The 13,404-nt window shown below is 68.8% G+C and carries 16 protein-coding genes and 1 tRNA gene; 5 read left to right on the forward strand and 12 right to left on the reverse strand.

Going from position 1 to position 13,404, the window contains the following annotated elements; genetic code table 11:
• Positions 1–20: 20 nt before the first annotated feature.
• From HALDL1_16630 to HALDL1_16645, 4 genes are all read right to left on the reverse strand, one after another.
• A complete protein-coding gene (locus tag HALDL1_16630; GenBank protein ID AHG05433.1) occupies positions 21–581 on the reverse strand; it encodes a hypothetical protein in 561 nt (186 codons plus the stop codon).
• The gene (locus tag HALDL1_16635) at positions 578–1,645 is read right to left on the reverse strand and encodes a hypothetical protein (GenBank protein ID AHG05434.1); all 1,068 of its coding nucleotides are present in this window, start codon (positions 1,643–1,645) and stop codon (positions 578–580) included. The genes HALDL1_16630 and HALDL1_16635 overlap by 4 nt, the downstream gene beginning before the upstream one ends.
• Before the next feature lie 316 nt (positions 1,646–1,961).
• Positions 1,962–2,034: transfer RNA gene (locus HALDL1_16640), tRNA-Gln, on the reverse strand.
• A gap of 91 nt (positions 2,035–2,125) precedes the next feature.
• Positions 2,126–2,782, reverse strand: coding sequence for a hypothetical protein (locus tag HALDL1_16645; GenBank protein ID AHG05035.1), 657 nt, complete (start codon positions 2,780–2,782; stop codon positions 2,126–2,128).
• 226 nt (positions 2,783–3,008) lie between these two features.
• On the opposite strand from HALDL1_16645, the gene HALDL1_16650 reads away from it, so the two are divergent.
• Both HALDL1_16650 and HALDL1_16655 read left to right on the forward strand, forming a co-directional pair.
• Positions 3,009–3,593 carry an IMP cyclohydrolase gene (locus tag HALDL1_16650; protein ID AHG05036.1) on the forward strand — a complete coding sequence of 195 codons (585 nt, stop codon included), beginning with the start codon at positions 3,009–3,011 and terminating at the stop codon, positions 3,591–3,593.
• A gap of 25 nt (positions 3,594–3,618) precedes the next feature.
• Positions 3,619–4,278 (forward strand): DNA repair protein, encoded by a 660-nt coding sequence (locus HALDL1_16655; protein AHG05037.1) that lies wholly within the window; start codon positions 3,619–3,621, stop codon positions 4,276–4,278.
• 34 nt (positions 4,279–4,312) lie between these two features.
• On the opposite strand, the gene HALDL1_16660 is transcribed toward HALDL1_16655, so the two are convergent.
• From HALDL1_16660 to HALDL1_16670, 3 genes are all read right to left on the reverse strand, one after another.
• Entirely contained in the window at positions 4,313–5,125 is an 813-nt protein-coding gene (locus HALDL1_16660) for an alpha/beta hydrolase (protein ID AHG05038.1), read from the reverse strand.
• A gap of 77 nt (positions 5,126–5,202) precedes the next feature.
• A complete protein-coding gene (gene tnaA / locus HALDL1_16665; protein AHG05039.1) occupies positions 5,203–6,549 on the reverse strand; it encodes an L-cysteine desulfhydrase in 1,347 nt (448 codons plus the stop codon).
• A 108-nt stretch (positions 6,550–6,657) separates the two neighbouring features.
• A complete protein-coding gene (locus tag HALDL1_16670) occupies positions 6,658–7,842 on the reverse strand; it encodes an aspartate kinase (GenBank protein AHG05040.1) in 1,185 nt (394 codons plus the stop codon).
• A gap of 127 nt (positions 7,843–7,969) precedes the next feature.
• On the opposite strand from HALDL1_16670, the gene HALDL1_16675 reads away from it, so the two are divergent.
• The 3 genes from HALDL1_16675 to HALDL1_16685 all read left to right on the forward strand — a co-directional run bounded on the left by HALDL1_16675 (position 7,970) and on the right by HALDL1_16685 (position 9,641).
• A complete protein-coding gene (locus HALDL1_16675; protein ID AHG05041.1) occupies positions 7,970–8,353 on the forward strand; it encodes a hypothetical protein in 384 nt (127 codons plus the stop codon).
• 76 nt (positions 8,354–8,429) lie between these two features.
• Entirely contained in the window at positions 8,430–9,026 is a 597-nt protein-coding gene (locus HALDL1_16680; GenBank protein AHG05042.1) for a hypothetical protein, read from the forward strand.
• Positions 9,027–9,032: 6 nt separating this feature from the next.
• On the forward strand, positions 9,033–9,641 hold the full coding sequence (locus HALDL1_16685; GenBank protein AHG05043.1) for a hypothetical protein: 609 nt from the start codon (positions 9,033–9,035) through the stop codon (positions 9,639–9,641).
• Positions 9,642–9,707: 66 nt separating this feature from the next.
• On the opposite strand, the gene HALDL1_16690 is transcribed toward HALDL1_16685, so the two are convergent.
• The 5 genes from HALDL1_16690 to HALDL1_16710 form a co-directional block, all read right to left on the reverse strand.
• The gene (locus HALDL1_16690) at positions 9,708–10,559 is read right to left on the reverse strand and encodes an ABC transporter (protein ID AHG05044.1); all 852 of its coding nucleotides are present in this window, start codon (positions 10,557–10,559) and stop codon (positions 9,708–9,710) included.
• Positions 10,556–11,473 carry a copper ABC transporter ATP-binding protein gene (locus HALDL1_16695; GenBank protein AHG05045.1) on the reverse strand — a complete coding sequence of 306 codons (918 nt, stop codon included), beginning with the start codon at positions 11,471–11,473 and terminating at the stop codon, positions 10,556–10,558. The genes HALDL1_16690 and HALDL1_16695 overlap by 4 nt, the downstream gene beginning before the upstream one ends.
• 73 nt (positions 11,474–11,546) lie before the next feature.
• On the reverse strand, positions 11,547–12,329 hold the full coding sequence (locus HALDL1_16700) for a hypothetical protein (GenBank protein AHG05435.1): 783 nt from the start codon (positions 12,327–12,329) through the stop codon (positions 11,547–11,549).
• A gap of 94 nt (positions 12,330–12,423) precedes the next feature.
• Positions 12,424–12,678 carry a hypothetical protein gene (locus HALDL1_16705; protein ID AHG05046.1) on the reverse strand — a complete coding sequence of 85 codons (255 nt, stop codon included), beginning with the start codon at positions 12,676–12,678 and terminating at the stop codon, positions 12,424–12,426.
• Positions 12,679–12,724: 46 nt separating this feature from the next.
• Positions 12,725–13,399 (reverse strand): hypothetical protein, encoded by a 675-nt coding sequence (locus HALDL1_16710; protein ID AHG05047.1) that lies wholly within the window; start codon positions 13,397–13,399, stop codon positions 12,725–12,727.
• Between the last annotated feature and the right edge of the window lie 5 nt (positions 13,400–13,404).

Below are 13,404 nucleotides of genomic sequence, written 5' to 3' on the forward strand. Positions count from 1 at the left end.
GATACCGGACGTCCGGTCTGCTACCCTTCTGAACTAGCGGCGTACTCGTCTCCGAACGTTCCGAAGTGCTGGACGAGCGTGTCCGCCGTCTCTTCCATCTCCGCGGCAGAGCTTACGTGCCTATAGAACACGGTATTCGAATCGTACGGATTCGTCGACGTATCCAACGACCAGTCGTTAGCCCGCGTTTCTTGAACGATCTTGCGGTCGATATCTTCGGACGCGTGCTTGACCTTGTATCCGAACGCGCGCAACGCGCCGTCGACATCAGATCGGTTGTATTGCGCCGGGTCCACCCAATACAGGTGTACGTTCAACATCCACGTCTGTTCCATATCCCGGGCACGTGGTCCAGCCAGCGGGTAGTTGATTCGAGAGTGCGCTAAGATCGAACCTGGGCTTCTGTTAGTGCGTGCATCCCCGTCAGAACCCGTCGCGAACAGCTGGGAGTGTTCGCTAACCATCCGCTGACCAAATCTACGTAGTGTTGCCTCGATGTCGTCCTCGAACTGCTCTATCAACTGGATAGCTTTCAGGTATCGGTCGTTCTGGAGGCCTTTTGTAAGGAAGTCGTCCGTCATGGGTGTTGTCTGGTATTGAGGTATTCGCGCTGATTGTCGAGGACGCCCGCGACCGTGATCGGCTGAACCGTGTCGACGATGGTTGCCGGGTCGGCCATCTGCTCGATTATCGGCTGCGGCTGGAAGCGCAGGATCTGCTGTTCGACCGCCGCACAGAACAAGTACGCGTTGGCCGCCCAGTGATCGTTGACGGCATCGCCGCGGCGGAGGATCGTTCGAATCGCCGCGGTCACGTCGCGCCAGAAAACCACGGCGATAGGGCCCGGATCGCCCCACTCGACCTGAAGCTGGCCGTCATCCCGCGACGACACCGCCGGAGTGACGATTGTACTGAGTCGGTCCCGCTTCCGTTCCGGCAGGAGGAGCGTGTGATGCCACTCGTAGCCGGTATACTCGCGCTCGGCGAGCCGTGCCGTCTCCTCCGTCTTCCCGTAGTGCTCGTCGCCCAGCTTCACCTCGATCGAGATGCCGCGGTCCGCATGGAACAGCAGGAGGTCTGGTCGCCGGAAGCCGCCGTCGTCCTTCGCGAGTTGGTCCTCGCGGAGGACTTCGTGCGGAGCCCCGTCCACGGGCACGACGAAGAGTTCGGCGACCAGTGCCGCTGACGGCCGCAACACCTTCGCTAACCAGTCCGACCAGCCCTCCTCAGTGCCTGGAAGTAGCGGTCCCTCGTCGTCCGTCACAGCAGCCGCCAGCGGGTCCGTGTCGAAGGGAGCCGGTGACTGCCGCCACGCCTCGTTGGATTCCCTCAGCAGTTCGCGGATGTCGACGGCCGTCTCGTGCCCGATATCAGTGTAGGCATCCCACCACGAATCGAGGTCGGTCCACTCGTCTTCCAGCTGCTCGACGAAGAGCGTTCGCGATGAGGCGGCAACGCGGACGTGGGGCCCTGAGTCCGCGTACGCCCGCCACCACGAATCGAGGTCGGACCAGCAGTCAGCCACCCGCGCCGGATCGAGCGTGGAGACTGAGCCAGCGCGTCGCGTCGCGGGCCATGCCTGGGTGTGTGCCGACCACCACGGGTCAAGCGCCACCCAGTCGTCTGAATCGATCTCGACGGCCACGTTTGTATTGGCGCTTGGGATGGGTAAAGTCGTTTGGGCGACAGGTCTCCGGGAGGCGCTGTCACGAGCGTCACAGGCATCCATCCCAGGTTTCACACGAGGCAGAGTATGCGCGCAGGAACGAGGGCGGACCCCAGTGACGTGGGTGACGATCGATTCCGTCGCGGGACGCAGTGCGCCGCCTCAGGTCGGCTACCTCGGCCGCTCGGGTCGGCCTACGGCCTCCACTTCTGGTGCTACGGCATCAGCCGCTGTCCGCTCCACTGTTCGGTCGCCGAGCGCAACTTCAGCAGAAGGATTCGAACGTCAGAGGTCATAGTCCCGGGAAGATTCGAACTTCCGTCGTTGCCCCCAGAAGGCAACAGGATTGGCCACTACCCCACGGGACTGCTGTCTGCACGCGTTACAAGACGGCTGTGGCTTATGAGTGTTGCGAACCCTGCCAGGGAGGCGTGGGATGGCGTGACGGGGCCAGCGTCCTCAGTAGCCGAGTCGGTCCCGGACGAGCACGAGGGTGGTCCGACCCTCGGTGGCCTCGTGGTGGTAGACGAACTCCTTGCCGACGACGCTGCCGACGCCGTAGGCGTCCTGGGCTCGAGCGTCCTCCAGCGGGTAGACGACGTCGCGGACGCGGTCGCGGGCCGCCTCGAGGTCCGCGACCACCTTGTTGGCGCCGCTGACGAGCAGGAGGTTGCCGGCGGCGAAGGGGTAGGCGCCGACGCGGCTGCCTGAAGCGTCGGCGGCGACGAGTTCGCCGGTCTGGGCGATTGCGTTGACGCTGCCGAGGAAGTAGTCGGCGGCCTGGGCCTCGCGGCGGCGCCGAGCGCGCTCGGCGTCGTCGTCCGCGTCGGCGACGTGGTCGTGGAGGTCCTCCCAGTCGTGGTCGCCGGCCGAGAGGTGCTCGACGAAGCCGATCTCCTCGAGCGTCGTGGAGTGGCCGTTCATCACGGAGACGCCCTCGGGGATGCGGGAGACGACCTCGTCGAGGGCCTCGTCCTCGCTGTCGACGACCACGACGTCGAAGCCGCGCTCCTCGAGGTTCGAGACGGTGGTTTCCAGTTCCTCGTCGGTTGGGAGTTCGTCGAGTGATTCGTCGTACGCTACGTCGTCCTCGTAGTCTGCTTTGGTCTGGGACATTGTGTGAGAGTCGGCGCGCACGCGCGGCGAACGGCCGGTGCGGACGCGCCGGGCGGGTGACCGCACTGGTCGTAGCGTCGCGAGCGCCTTAGTCGCTCGCGGACGGCGGTGTCAGCGGGTGGCGCGGGTGATACCTGGTGATAGCGGGGATGCCACTCGCGACGACAGGTAGCTCGAACGTGCACACACCGACGGGTATTTGCCGGCCCAGGATACACGTTCGAGCATGTACGTCGGACGGTTCGTCGTCGTCGGTCCGGAGGTCGCAGCCTACCGCGTCTCCTCGCGGTCGTTCCCGAATCGCCGCGTCGTCGAGCGTGAGGACGCGCTGACGGTCGCGCCGACGCCGGACGCCCCGGAGACGGACAACCCCTACGTCTCCTACAACTGCTACCGCGAGGCCGCGGGCCACGCCGTCGTCGGGAACGGGAGCCACGTCGACCCGATCGCGGAGAAACTTGGCCTCGGTTACCCCGCGCGGGACGCCCTCGCCGAGAGCCTGCTCGCACTCGACTACGAGAAGGACGACTACGACACGCCCCGCATCGCGGGAATTCTGACGCCCGACAGAGACGCCTACGTTGGGACCGTGCGGAAGGACGCGCTGCTGATCGAGAGCGTCGACGAACCGACGCTCGTTGCCACCTACGAGAAGGATAGCCCCGAGGCTATCGGCTTCGACGCCGCCACCCCCGAGGAGGCCGCCCAGGAGGCCTACGGCGCGGCGTTCGAACACGCGGTCTGCGCGGTCGGCGTGAGCCGCGACGGCGACGGCTACGCGACGGCGGTCGAGAACGGGCCGAAGAACTAAGGGCGAGGACGCCCGACTCCCGGGCATGAAGGTCGGCGTCGTCTCGGACATCCACTCGAATCTGGTCGCCCTGGAGGCCGTTCTGGCGGACATGCCCGACGTCGACCGATTGGTCTGTGCGGGCGACGTCGTCGGCTACAACGCGTGGCCCGCGGAGTGCGTCGACGTCCTCCGCGAGCGGAACGTCCCGACGGTGATGGGGAACCACGACCGGATGGTCGCGACCGGGCGGAACTTCCGGGGCAACGGGATGGCCCAGGCCGGCGTCGAGTACGCGGACGCAGAGCTGAACGACGTCCAGCGGACGTGGGTGGAGAACCTCCCTCGCGAGCGCACGTTCGCGGACGGCCGCCTGAAGGTCGTCCACGACCACCCCGAGGACCAGGACCGGTACACGTACCCCGACGAGTTCTCGCCAGCGCTGCTCGGCGACGAGGACGCGCTCGTCCTCGGCCACACGCACGTCCAGCACCACGAGCGCTACGACGAGGGCGTCGTGGTGAACCCGGGGAGCGTCGGCCAGCCCCGGGACCGCGACCCCCGGGCGGCGTACGCGGTGCTGGACCTCGAGAACCTGTCCGTCGAGGAGCGCCGCGTCGAGTACGACGTCGAGCGCGTCGCCGACGCGGTTCGGGCGGCGGGGCTGCCGTCGCGGACAGCAGAGCGACTGGCGAGCGGGCGGTGAGTCACGCCTGAACGGCCGACCCGCTGTCCGCTCGTTACTCCGTGGAGCGGGGCGTCTCGGCGAGGAACTCCCGGATGGCGTCGTTGAAGAACTCGGGGTTGTCCCAGGGGGAGGCGTGGCCGGCGTCCGGTACCTCCCGCACCGTCGCGTCGGGAATCCGGGCGCCCAGCGTCGGCGCGTGACGGCTGACCACCGACGACTCGTGTTCTCCGTAGAGAATCAGCGTTGGGACGGTGATGGCGGAGAGGTCGATTTCTGTTCGGTGGAAGGATGCGGGGGCCCGGAGCGAGTTCGCCGCGGCCACGGTGTCCATGTCCGGGAACGCCTCGGCGCGGAGACTGTCGGTCTCGTCCCGCTCCAGTTTCCGCCCGAGCCACAGCATCACGGCCTTCCCCCGGTCGTAGCCGACGAGGCGGACCAGGCCAATCAGCGCTTTCGTCAGCACAGTCCGTTCGAGGCGGTCCTGTGTGCCGAGGAACGCCGGCGAGAAGGTGTCCGCGAGGACGAGGGCGCCGACCCGTTCGGGGTACCGGCTCGCGTACACCTGGGCGACCATCCCGCCCATCGAGACGCCACAGACCACCGGACGGTCGAGGCCGAGCGCCTCGACGAACTCGCGGAGGTCGTCGGCCAGCAGGTCGACCGAGTACGGCGCGCCGAGCGGGTTCGGCGTCCTGCCGTGGCCCCGGACGTCGTACGCGATGACGGTGTGGGAATCGCTGAACGCCTCCAGTTGTCGCTCCGCTGCCGTGTGGTCGGAGAGCGACCCGTGGACGAAGATGATGGGCGGACCCTCCCCCCGCTGCTCGTAGTAGGTCTCGGTGTCGTTTGTCTGGACTGTCGGCATCTGGTCGTTTCTACGGCGGTAACAGGGAAGAGGGTGCCGCGGCGGGTGGAGACCGAGCGCTCGGGCGTCCTGGAGCCTCACTCGAGCGGTTCGAGTTCCGCGGAGAAGTGGCGGAGTTCGGGCATCGACGGCTCGGAGACGATCTCCAGACCCGAGACGTCCTCCGCCCGTTCACAGACCGCTGCGGCCGTGTCGGCGACGTGCTCGATGTGGTCGGGGCCGTAGGTGCGCCGCGGGAGCGCGAGGCGCACCAGGTCGCGGCGGTCGGTGTCGGGGAAGGCGAACCGGCCGAGTTCGACGCCCCGAACACCGCCCTCGCGGTAGAGTTCGCAGACGAGCGCCTGCCCGGGGAACGCCTCGCGCGGGATGTGGGGGAACACCTGGTTCGCGTCGACGTAGACGGCGTGGCCGCCGGCGGGCTGGTAGACGGGGACGCCGCGGTCGGCGAGCGCCTGGCAGAGCCGCTGGACCTGCTCGACGCGCTCGGCGACGTAGGGCGGGTCGACGGCCTCCCGGAGGCCGACAGCGAACGCCGCGAGGTCGCGGCCCGACATGCCGCCGTACGTGGAGAACCCCTCGTAGAGGATGCCGCGCTGGCGGCACTGCTCGTACAGCTCGCCGTCGCCCCGGAGGCCGACGAAGCCGCCGATGTTGACGAGGCCGTCCTTCTTCCCGCTCATCACACAGGCGTCGGCGTAGGAGAGCTGTTCGCGCGCGATGGCGGCGACGCTCTCGTCGGCGAACTCGGGTTCGCGCTGCCGGACGAAGTGGGCGTTCTCGGCGAAGCGGCAGGCGTCGACGACGAACGTGGCGTCGATGTCGGCGGCGAAGGCGGCGACATCGCGGGTGTTCTCGACGCTCACGGGCTGGCCCGCCATCGAGTTGTTCGTGATTGTGAGGACGACGACGGGGACGTTCTCTTCGCCGACCTCCTCGACGACCTGGCGGCCGCGCTCGACGGAGAAGTCGCCCTTGAACGGCGCCTCGCTCTCCATGTCGGTGGCGGCCTCGACGGGGCAGTCAACGGGGTCGCCACCGTTCGCCGCGACGTGGGCCCGGGTGGTGTCGAAGTGGGCGTTGTTGAGGACGGTGTCGCCCTCGGAGACGAGCGCGCCGTAGAGGACGTTTTCCGCGCCGCGTCCCTGGTGGGCAGGGACGATCTGTTCGAAGCCCATCACCTCGCGGGCGGCGGCCTCGAGTTCGGCGAAGCCCTCGCTGCCGGCGTAGGCCTCGTCGCCGCGGACCATCGCGGCCCACTGGTCGTTGCTCATCGTGCCGGTGCCGGAGTCGGTCAGGAGGTCGACGAAGACGTCCGCGCTGTCGAGGTTGAAGACGTTGTAGCCCGCGTCCGCGAGGGCGGCCTCGCGGTCCTCGCGGGGGAGGAGCCGGACGGGGTCGACCATCGTCGACTTGTAGGAGCGCACGTTCACGAGAGGGTGCTACGGCGTGAAAGTTCCGGCGTAGAAGACGTGTACGCGGATGTACAGGGCTGTCCGGTGCTCGCCAGCGGTGGCTGTCGCGGCGGGGCGGCGCTACGAGCGGACGTGGTCCTGGACGATGTCGAGGGCCTCCTCGCGATCCGTCCAGTCGACGAAGATGGCGACCGAGGTGGCGCTCGAGATGATGTCGATGATGTTGATGTTCGCGTCCGCGAGCGGGTCGACGATGCGCCGGAGGATCCCGGGCTGGTTCGGGAGTTCGCCGCCGAGCACGCGGATGACCGCGATGTCGTCGGTGACCGTCACGGAGGAGAGGTCGCTCACCTCGATGACCTCGCGGTGGAGGACGTTCTCGGCGTGTTCGGCGACCGACTCGTCGACGTAGAACGTCATCGAGTCCATCCCCGAGGCGATTGCGTCGACGTTGATGTCGCTGTCGTACAGCGCCGTCGACAGCGTCGCCGCGATGCCTGGGCGGTTGCGTATCGCCCGGCCAGCGACGGTGAGACAGGCCAGCGGCGACTCCCGCATGTCGACCATGTTCTCGAACTGGCCCTCGATGCGCGTGCCGCCCGACAGCAGGTCGCCGTGCTGGTAGTGGATGACGCGGACGTCCAGTTCGTCGTCCTTGAACGATAGTGCCGACGGCGCGACCACCTCCGCGCCGCGGAAGGAGAGGTTCCGCAGTTCGTCGACCGTGATCTCGCCGACGTTTCGTGCGCCCTCGACGACGTGGGGGTCGCCGGTCATGACGCCCTCGACGTCCGTCACGATGACGACCTGGTCGGCGTCCACGTAGCGCCCGAGCATCACCGCAGACGTGTCCGAGCCGCCGCGTCCGAGCGTCGTCACGTTGCCGTCGTGGTCCTCCGCGAGGAAGCCCGTGATGACCGGGACCGTGTCCCCGAGTGAGGCCGCGAGTTCGGCCGCGCGCTCCCTCGTGGCGTCGGCGTCGACCTCGCCGCGCTCGTTCGTGACGATGGGCCAATCCGGGTGGCCGGGTTCGAGGAACACCGCGTTGACGCCGCGGGCGGCGAGCGCCGCCTTCAGCATCCGCACGGACGTCCGTTCGCCCATCGACACGATCTCCGCGCGGTCCGTGTCGTCTGCCTCGAAGGTGATGTCCTCGAGCAGTTCGTCCGTGGTGTTCCCCATCGCCGAGGCCACGATTGCGATCTCGTGGTCCGCGGCGACGGCGTCCGCGATGGAGTCCGCCGCGCGCTCCACGCGGTCACCGCTGCCGAGACTGGTGCCGCCGAACTTGGCGACTACTCGCATCGGCGGTCACCCGCACTGTGTACCGTGTTCATTGCCGGAACGTACGGTCTGCCGCCCGGATAACTGCTTGCATGGATGAAACGGTTGCCGCGCGGGGATTAAGTCCGTCCCGCGCCTACGAGGGGCCATGAACGTCCGCGACGCGACGGACGACGACGCGGATGCCCTCGCCGCGCTCGCCGCCGAGGAGATGGACGCTGAGAGACTCATCAGAGACCGGACCGTCAGGGTAGCGGAGACAGACGACGGCCTCGCGGGGTTCGTCGCGTTCGACACGTGGCGGGGCGCCGTCCACGTCACGCGCTTCGACGGCGAACCAGACGCCGTCGGCGAACTGCTCGGCGAACCTCGGGCGTTCGCGGCCGGCGAGTCGCTGCCAGTCGAGGTGGTGGTACCGGGCGGCGACGACGCGTTCCACGAGGTGCTCGTCGACGCTGGCTTCGAGGACGACGGCGAGGGGCCGTCGTTCGACGGGGAGCGGACCCGGCGGTTCCGGTGTCCGCCCGAGTAGTCGAGGCGAATCCACGACCGCGCTCCTGTCCGGATTGCGGCGGACACCACGGGATACCATACGCGACCTGACACAGATGGCGACCGACAGTCGAACGACGGTCCTCGGCCGGCTCGTCCACAGCGAGCGAGTGAACGCTACCCTCGGATGGACAGCGACGGTAGTCGTGGCACTGGCGGCCGTCGAGAGCGTGTTGGCCGGCGCGGTCCTCTGGGGCGTGCTCGCCGCGATCGTCGCGGGCGTCGCCGCGCTGCCGGCGGCCGCGACCGGCGACCCGACCGAGATGGTCGCCTGGCCGCTGCCGGGCGTGGCCGCGGTCGCCGTGGTCCTCCGGGCTGCCGGGGTCTACCCGGACGTCACCGGCTACGTGGCCATCAGTTCCATCGCGTTGCTCCTCGTGGTCGAACTCGACGTGTACACCGACGCGGAGTTGAGCCGGCGCTTCGCGGTCGTCTTCGCCACGATGACAACGATGGCGCTGCAGGCGTTCTGGATCGTCGCCCAGTACTACTCGGACCGCTGGCTGGGGACGGCGTTCATCCGAACGCAGGCCGAACTCCAGTGGGACATCGTCTACGTCTCCGCCGTCAGCGTCGCACTCGGTATCCTCGTGGACTGGTACTTCAGGCGATTCGATCCGGTGGGATCGTTCGAACGCGCTGCGTCGGGGTGACCCAGCGTGGCCAGCACCGACGCCGGACTGACCGACGCGACCGAACGCCGCCTCGTTCGGGGGCTGCAGCTCGTCCTGATAGCGATCGCCGTCTACGGCCTGGTCACCGTCAAGTTCGGCGTCACCGCCCCGGCGGTCGTCAGCCTCAGCATCACGCTGTTCCCTGCTGTGCTCCGCCGGGAGTACGGCTACTCGATGGACGCCGGCCTCGTCCTCTGGATCGCCGGCGCGGTGCTCCTCCACACGGTCGGCTCGCTCGGCCTCTACTCGCGCTACCAGTGGTACGACGAGATCACCCACGTGGTCTCCGCCACGCTGATCGCCGCGCTGGGCTACGCCGCCTTCCGGGCGCTCGAGCTCCACACCGACGAGGTCTCGGTGCCCGAGTCGTTCCGCACCGCGTTCATCGTGGTGTTCGTCCTCTCGGCCGCCATCCTCTGGGAGGTCCTCGAGTTCGCCGCGGGCGGCTACTTCACCGTCTACGGCGTCGACGACATCGTGACCGACATGCTCGCGAACATCGCCGGCGCCGTGGTGGTGGCGCTCGGCGGGACCGGACCCGTGAGCGGGCTCGTGGCGTTCTTCCGGGACCGGCTGCGGTCCAGCGACGCCTGAGGCGGACCTGTCTCGGGACGGCGTTGCTGTCCAGTTCGAGAACGGAGCGCGGAGAAAAGGGGGGGCCTACAGGTCGGCGCGCTCGAAGACGCGGTAGCCGACCAGCGGCACGACGACGAACCAGACGACCATCATCGCGAGCGCCGCCCACTTCGAGAGGTGGATCGGCGGGCTCTGCGGGAAGTACTGCGCGATGTTGCCGGCGTTGCCCGGGAGGAACTGGAACACCGCACTGGAGAACGCCGACGACGGCGGCAGGCGGTTGAGGAGGAGGTACCAGTCCGGCGGCACGGTGTTCGGACCGGGGGCGAAGGAGTTGTTCAGGAGGTAGTAGACGCCGGTCGGAACGAGCCCCCACGCGAGTTCGAAGAAGACGTAGAAGCCGGCGACGAGGATGGTCGCGCGGCCGCCGTCCTTCGTGGTGGCCGAGAGGCCGACGCCGATGGCCGTGTACATCACGGCGAGGAACACCGTAAGCACCGCGAAGCCGAGGTACGCCATCGTGTCGAAGCTGTCGTACAGCGCGACGGTGACGACGGCGGCGACGACGAGGCCGACGAGCACGGCGACGCCCATCACGGCGCCGCGGCCGACGACCTTCCCGATTATGGCGTCGCGGCGGGTGTGGGGCAGCGAGAGCAGGAACTTCGCGCTCCCGGACTCGACCTCCCCGGCGATGGACTTGTGGGCCATCACGAGCGCGGTCAGCGGGATGAGCAGCGTGACCGGGCTGATGAGGAAGAAGATGAGGCCGAGGCTCCCGAGTTCGCCCGCTCCGGCCGGGCCGCCCGACTGGACGAGCGTGTAGACGTACGCCATGCCCGCCATGAACAGCACGAACAGCGCGGTGAGCGCCCACAGCGCCTTCGAACGCCCGGCGTCCCGGAAGTCCTTCTTGGCGATGACGGACCAGCTCATGCCCGGGCCACCTCCTCGTCGGTGTAGGCCGCGAACACGTCGTCCAGCGACGCCTCCTCGGTGGAGAAGTCGACGACGTCCGCGCCGGTGCCCTCGACGGCGTCGAGCACGTCGGTCTTCGCGGCGCTCTCCGTGCGCACGGTGAGTGTGTCGCCGTCGGCCGTCACGTCGGTGACGCCGGGGACGTCCCGGACCGCGACCAGCACGTCGTCGGTCAGCACGTCGACGGTGACCCGGAGCGTCGTCCCGGTGCCGGCGGCGTCGCGGAGGCCGCGGATGGTGTCCTCGGCGACGAGTTCGCCGTTCTGCAGGATGCCGACGCGGTCACAGACCGCCTCGACCTGCTCGAGAATGTGGCTGGAGAAGAACACTGTCGCGCCACGGGCGGCCTCCTCCTTGATGATCTCCCGCATCTCGCGGGCGCCGTTCGGGTCGAGGCCGGTCGACGGCTCGTCGAGGATGATGAGGTCGGGCTCGCCGACGAGCGCGACGGCGAGCGCGAGGCGCTGGGCCATCCCCTTCGAGAAGCCGCCTGCCTTCCGGTCGGCGGCGTCCGGGATGCCGACGCGTTCGAGCAGTTCGTCAGGGTCGTCGGTGGCGTTCTTCGACTCGATGGCGAACTCGAGGTGCTGGCGCGCAGTGAGGCGGTCGTAGACGTGGAAGCCGTCCGGGAGGACGCCGGTGCGCTGGCGGATGGCCAGCGAGTCGTCCTGTGCGTCCATCCCGAGAACCGAGGCTCTCCCCGACGTGGGGCGCACGAAGTCGAGGAGGATGTCGATGGTCGTCGACTTCCCCGCCCCGTTCGGCCCGAGGAAGCCGTATATCTCGCCGTCCTGGACCTCGAGGTCCAGGTCGTGGAGGGCGGTGACGTCACCGAACTGCTTGGTGACGCCCGATAGCTCTATAGCTGACATGGCCGGAACGTCTCCACGAGCTTATAAATGGGTTGTCGTGTTTCTCAGGCGGAGAGACGCCCACGCGAGCGCCTCAGAGGTCGATACCGCCGAACCGCCTCGCGGCGAGCGCGTAGCCGAGCCCCGCCCACGCGAGCAGGACGACCACGCCGCCCCACTCCGGGATGTGACCGACCGGCCCGGCGATACCCAGCCCGAGCGCGGAGACGGCGTTCTGGTAGGCGAACACCGGGCTGAGCTGTGTCACCGTGTTCACCATCCGTCCAGGGACGGGGACGCCGACCGTGCTCCCGAGCACGACGGTGCTCAGCGAGACGGCGACCGGCCAGAAAAACGCCAGCAGCAGGAAGCCGTAGCCGGTGGCGACCGACAGCGTCGTCGAGCGCGAGCGCGCCGTGAACGCGAGGGTCGCGCCGACGAACGCGGCAGCGAGCAGAACGAGTAGCGCGAGGACGGGAACGAGCCCCAGCAGGTCGACGGGGGCGCCCCGGACCAGGTACATCGCGACGGCGCCGAGGACGCCGGCAGCAGTGACGGCGAGGGCGGCCACCACGGCGGCGGCGCCGACGCCCGCGACGAACGCCGCGCGGCTGTGGGGCAGCGAGAGCGTGAGTCGGATGCGGCCGGTGGTCACGCTCCGCGGGATGGCCTGCTGGACGAACGTCACCGCCAGTGGCGGCGTAGCGAACAGGAACAGGAGGGCGACCAGGTGCGACAGCCGCGTCGGCGCCTGCCCGCGCGCCGCGATGGAGGCGACGCCACCGCCGACCAGCGCGAACAGCGCGCAGAAGTAGTAGAGCGTCTTCTCCGCGAGCAGTTCCCGGAGGTCGCGGCGGGCGACGACCGGCCACGTCACGCGCCGGTCACCTCCGCTGGGAGGGCGTCGTACATACGGGGTGGTCTCGTGGCGTCCTGAAGTGCTTTGCTCCCGGTCGCCGCCGCTGCGAACCCTACACGCGGTCGTCGGGGTCGTGGCGGTCGCGCATCCGCGTCGCCTCGTCGGCGTAGCGGTCGCGCTCCTGGTCGTCCTCGGGGGGTTCGAGGTCGTCGGCGTCGGCGTCGACGGCGGCCGTCGGGTCGCCGGCGTTCATCGAGCGCTGCTTGCGGAGGACGCGCTCGCCGTCCGGCGTGGCGTAGACGACGTTCAGCAGGCCCTTGTCGGTGTACTCCCGGTAGACCAGCCAGACGCGCTCGGTGTCGGTCATCGTGTAGCGATTCTCGTAGGACGCCCTTCAACCGTTCGGGGGCGGCCTACCGGGAGTCGGCGACCGCGCCGCCGAGGTAGCCGCCGAGCGCGCTCAGCGCGACGAGGTAGACGACGGCGAACAGCAGCGCGCCGAACAGCACGGCCGCGAGGGGGACAGAGACGGTCGCCACGCCGACCGCGGGGAACACGAGGAGGAGGACTGCGGGCGCGGACGCGACCACTCCGGAGAGCGCGCCGGACTCGACGGGGCCGCCGGCACGTTCGAGGTAGCCGGCGAGGGCCCCGCCGAGCACCGGCGAGAGCGGAATCGAACTCGTGACCGCTGTGACGGCCGCACCGAGCACGACGTTCCGACGGGATTCGGCGACCGCCCGCTCGCCGCCCCGCTCGCGGACGCGGCGGTAGTGAACCAGGAACCAGACGCCTGCAGCGACGAGCGCCAGGCCCGTGACCACCAGCCCGAGGCCGCCCCACGACCCCAGCGCCTCCGTGACCACGATCGTCTCGGCCTCCGTGAAAACCGTCGATTCGACGGTCTGCTCGGCGACCAGTTCGCGGGCGAGTTCCTCGTCCACGGTGGCGTAGAGAATCGCTCCCGGGACAGCGAGTACGGCCCCGGCCACCACGAGCAGCGCGGCGACCAGCCAGTCGACGACGCTGCCGAGCAGCCAGGACGGGGGGAGGGCGTGGTCGGCGGACTCCGGGTCGGAGACGGACATGAGTA

The organism is Halobacterium sp. DL1 (assembly GCA_000230955.3).
In the GTDB taxonomy this organism is placed as follows: Archaea; Halobacteriota; Halobacteria; order Halobacteriales; family Halobacteriaceae; genus Halobacterium.

What these genes read in the sequence shown, in the direction of transcription:
- HALDL1_16630 (AHG05433.1), bottom strand. Translation starts at nt 581, where the DNA reads ATGACGGACGACTTCCTTACAAAAGGCCTCCAGAACGACCGATACCTG.
- HALDL1_16645 (AHG05035.1), bottom strand. Translation starts at nt 2,782, where the DNA reads ATGTCCCAGACCAAAGCAGACTACGAGGACGACGTAGCGTACGACGAA.
- HALDL1_16650 (AHG05036.1), top strand. Translation starts at nt 3,009, where the DNA reads ATGTACGTCGGACGGTTCGTCGTCGTCGGTCCGGAGGTCGCAGCCTAC.
- HALDL1_16655 (AHG05037.1), top strand. Translation starts at nt 3,619, where the DNA reads ATGAAGGTCGGCGTCGTCTCGGACATCCACTCGAATCTGGTCGCCCTG.
- HALDL1_16660 (AHG05038.1), bottom strand. Translation starts at nt 5,125, where the DNA reads ATGCCGACAGTCCAGACAAACGACACCGAGACCTACTACGAGCAGCGG.
- HALDL1_16670 (AHG05040.1), bottom strand. Translation starts at nt 7,842, where the DNA reads ATGCGAGTAGTCGCCAAGTTCGGCGGCACCAGTCTCGGCAGCGGTGAC.
- HALDL1_16675 (AHG05041.1), top strand. Translation starts at nt 7,970, where the DNA reads ATGAACGTCCGCGACGCGACGGACGACGACGCGGATGCCCTCGCCGCG.
- HALDL1_16680 (AHG05042.1), top strand. Translation starts at nt 8,430, where the DNA reads ATGGCGACCGACAGTCGAACGACGGTCCTCGGCCGGCTCGTCCACAGC.
- HALDL1_16690 (AHG05044.1), bottom strand. Translation starts at nt 10,559, where the DNA reads ATGAGCTGGTCCGTCATCGCCAAGAAGGACTTCCGGGACGCCGGGCGT.
- HALDL1_16695 (AHG05045.1), bottom strand. Translation starts at nt 11,473, where the DNA reads ATGTCAGCTATAGAGCTATCGGGCGTCACCAAGCAGTTCGGTGACGTC.
- HALDL1_16705 (AHG05046.1), bottom strand. Translation starts at nt 12,678, where the DNA reads ATGACCGACACCGAGCGCGTCTGGCTGGTCTACCGGGAGTACACCGAC.
- HALDL1_16710 (AHG05047.1), bottom strand. Translation starts at nt 13,399, where the DNA reads ATGTCCGTCTCCGACCCGGAGTCCGCCGACCACGCCCTCCCCCCGTCC.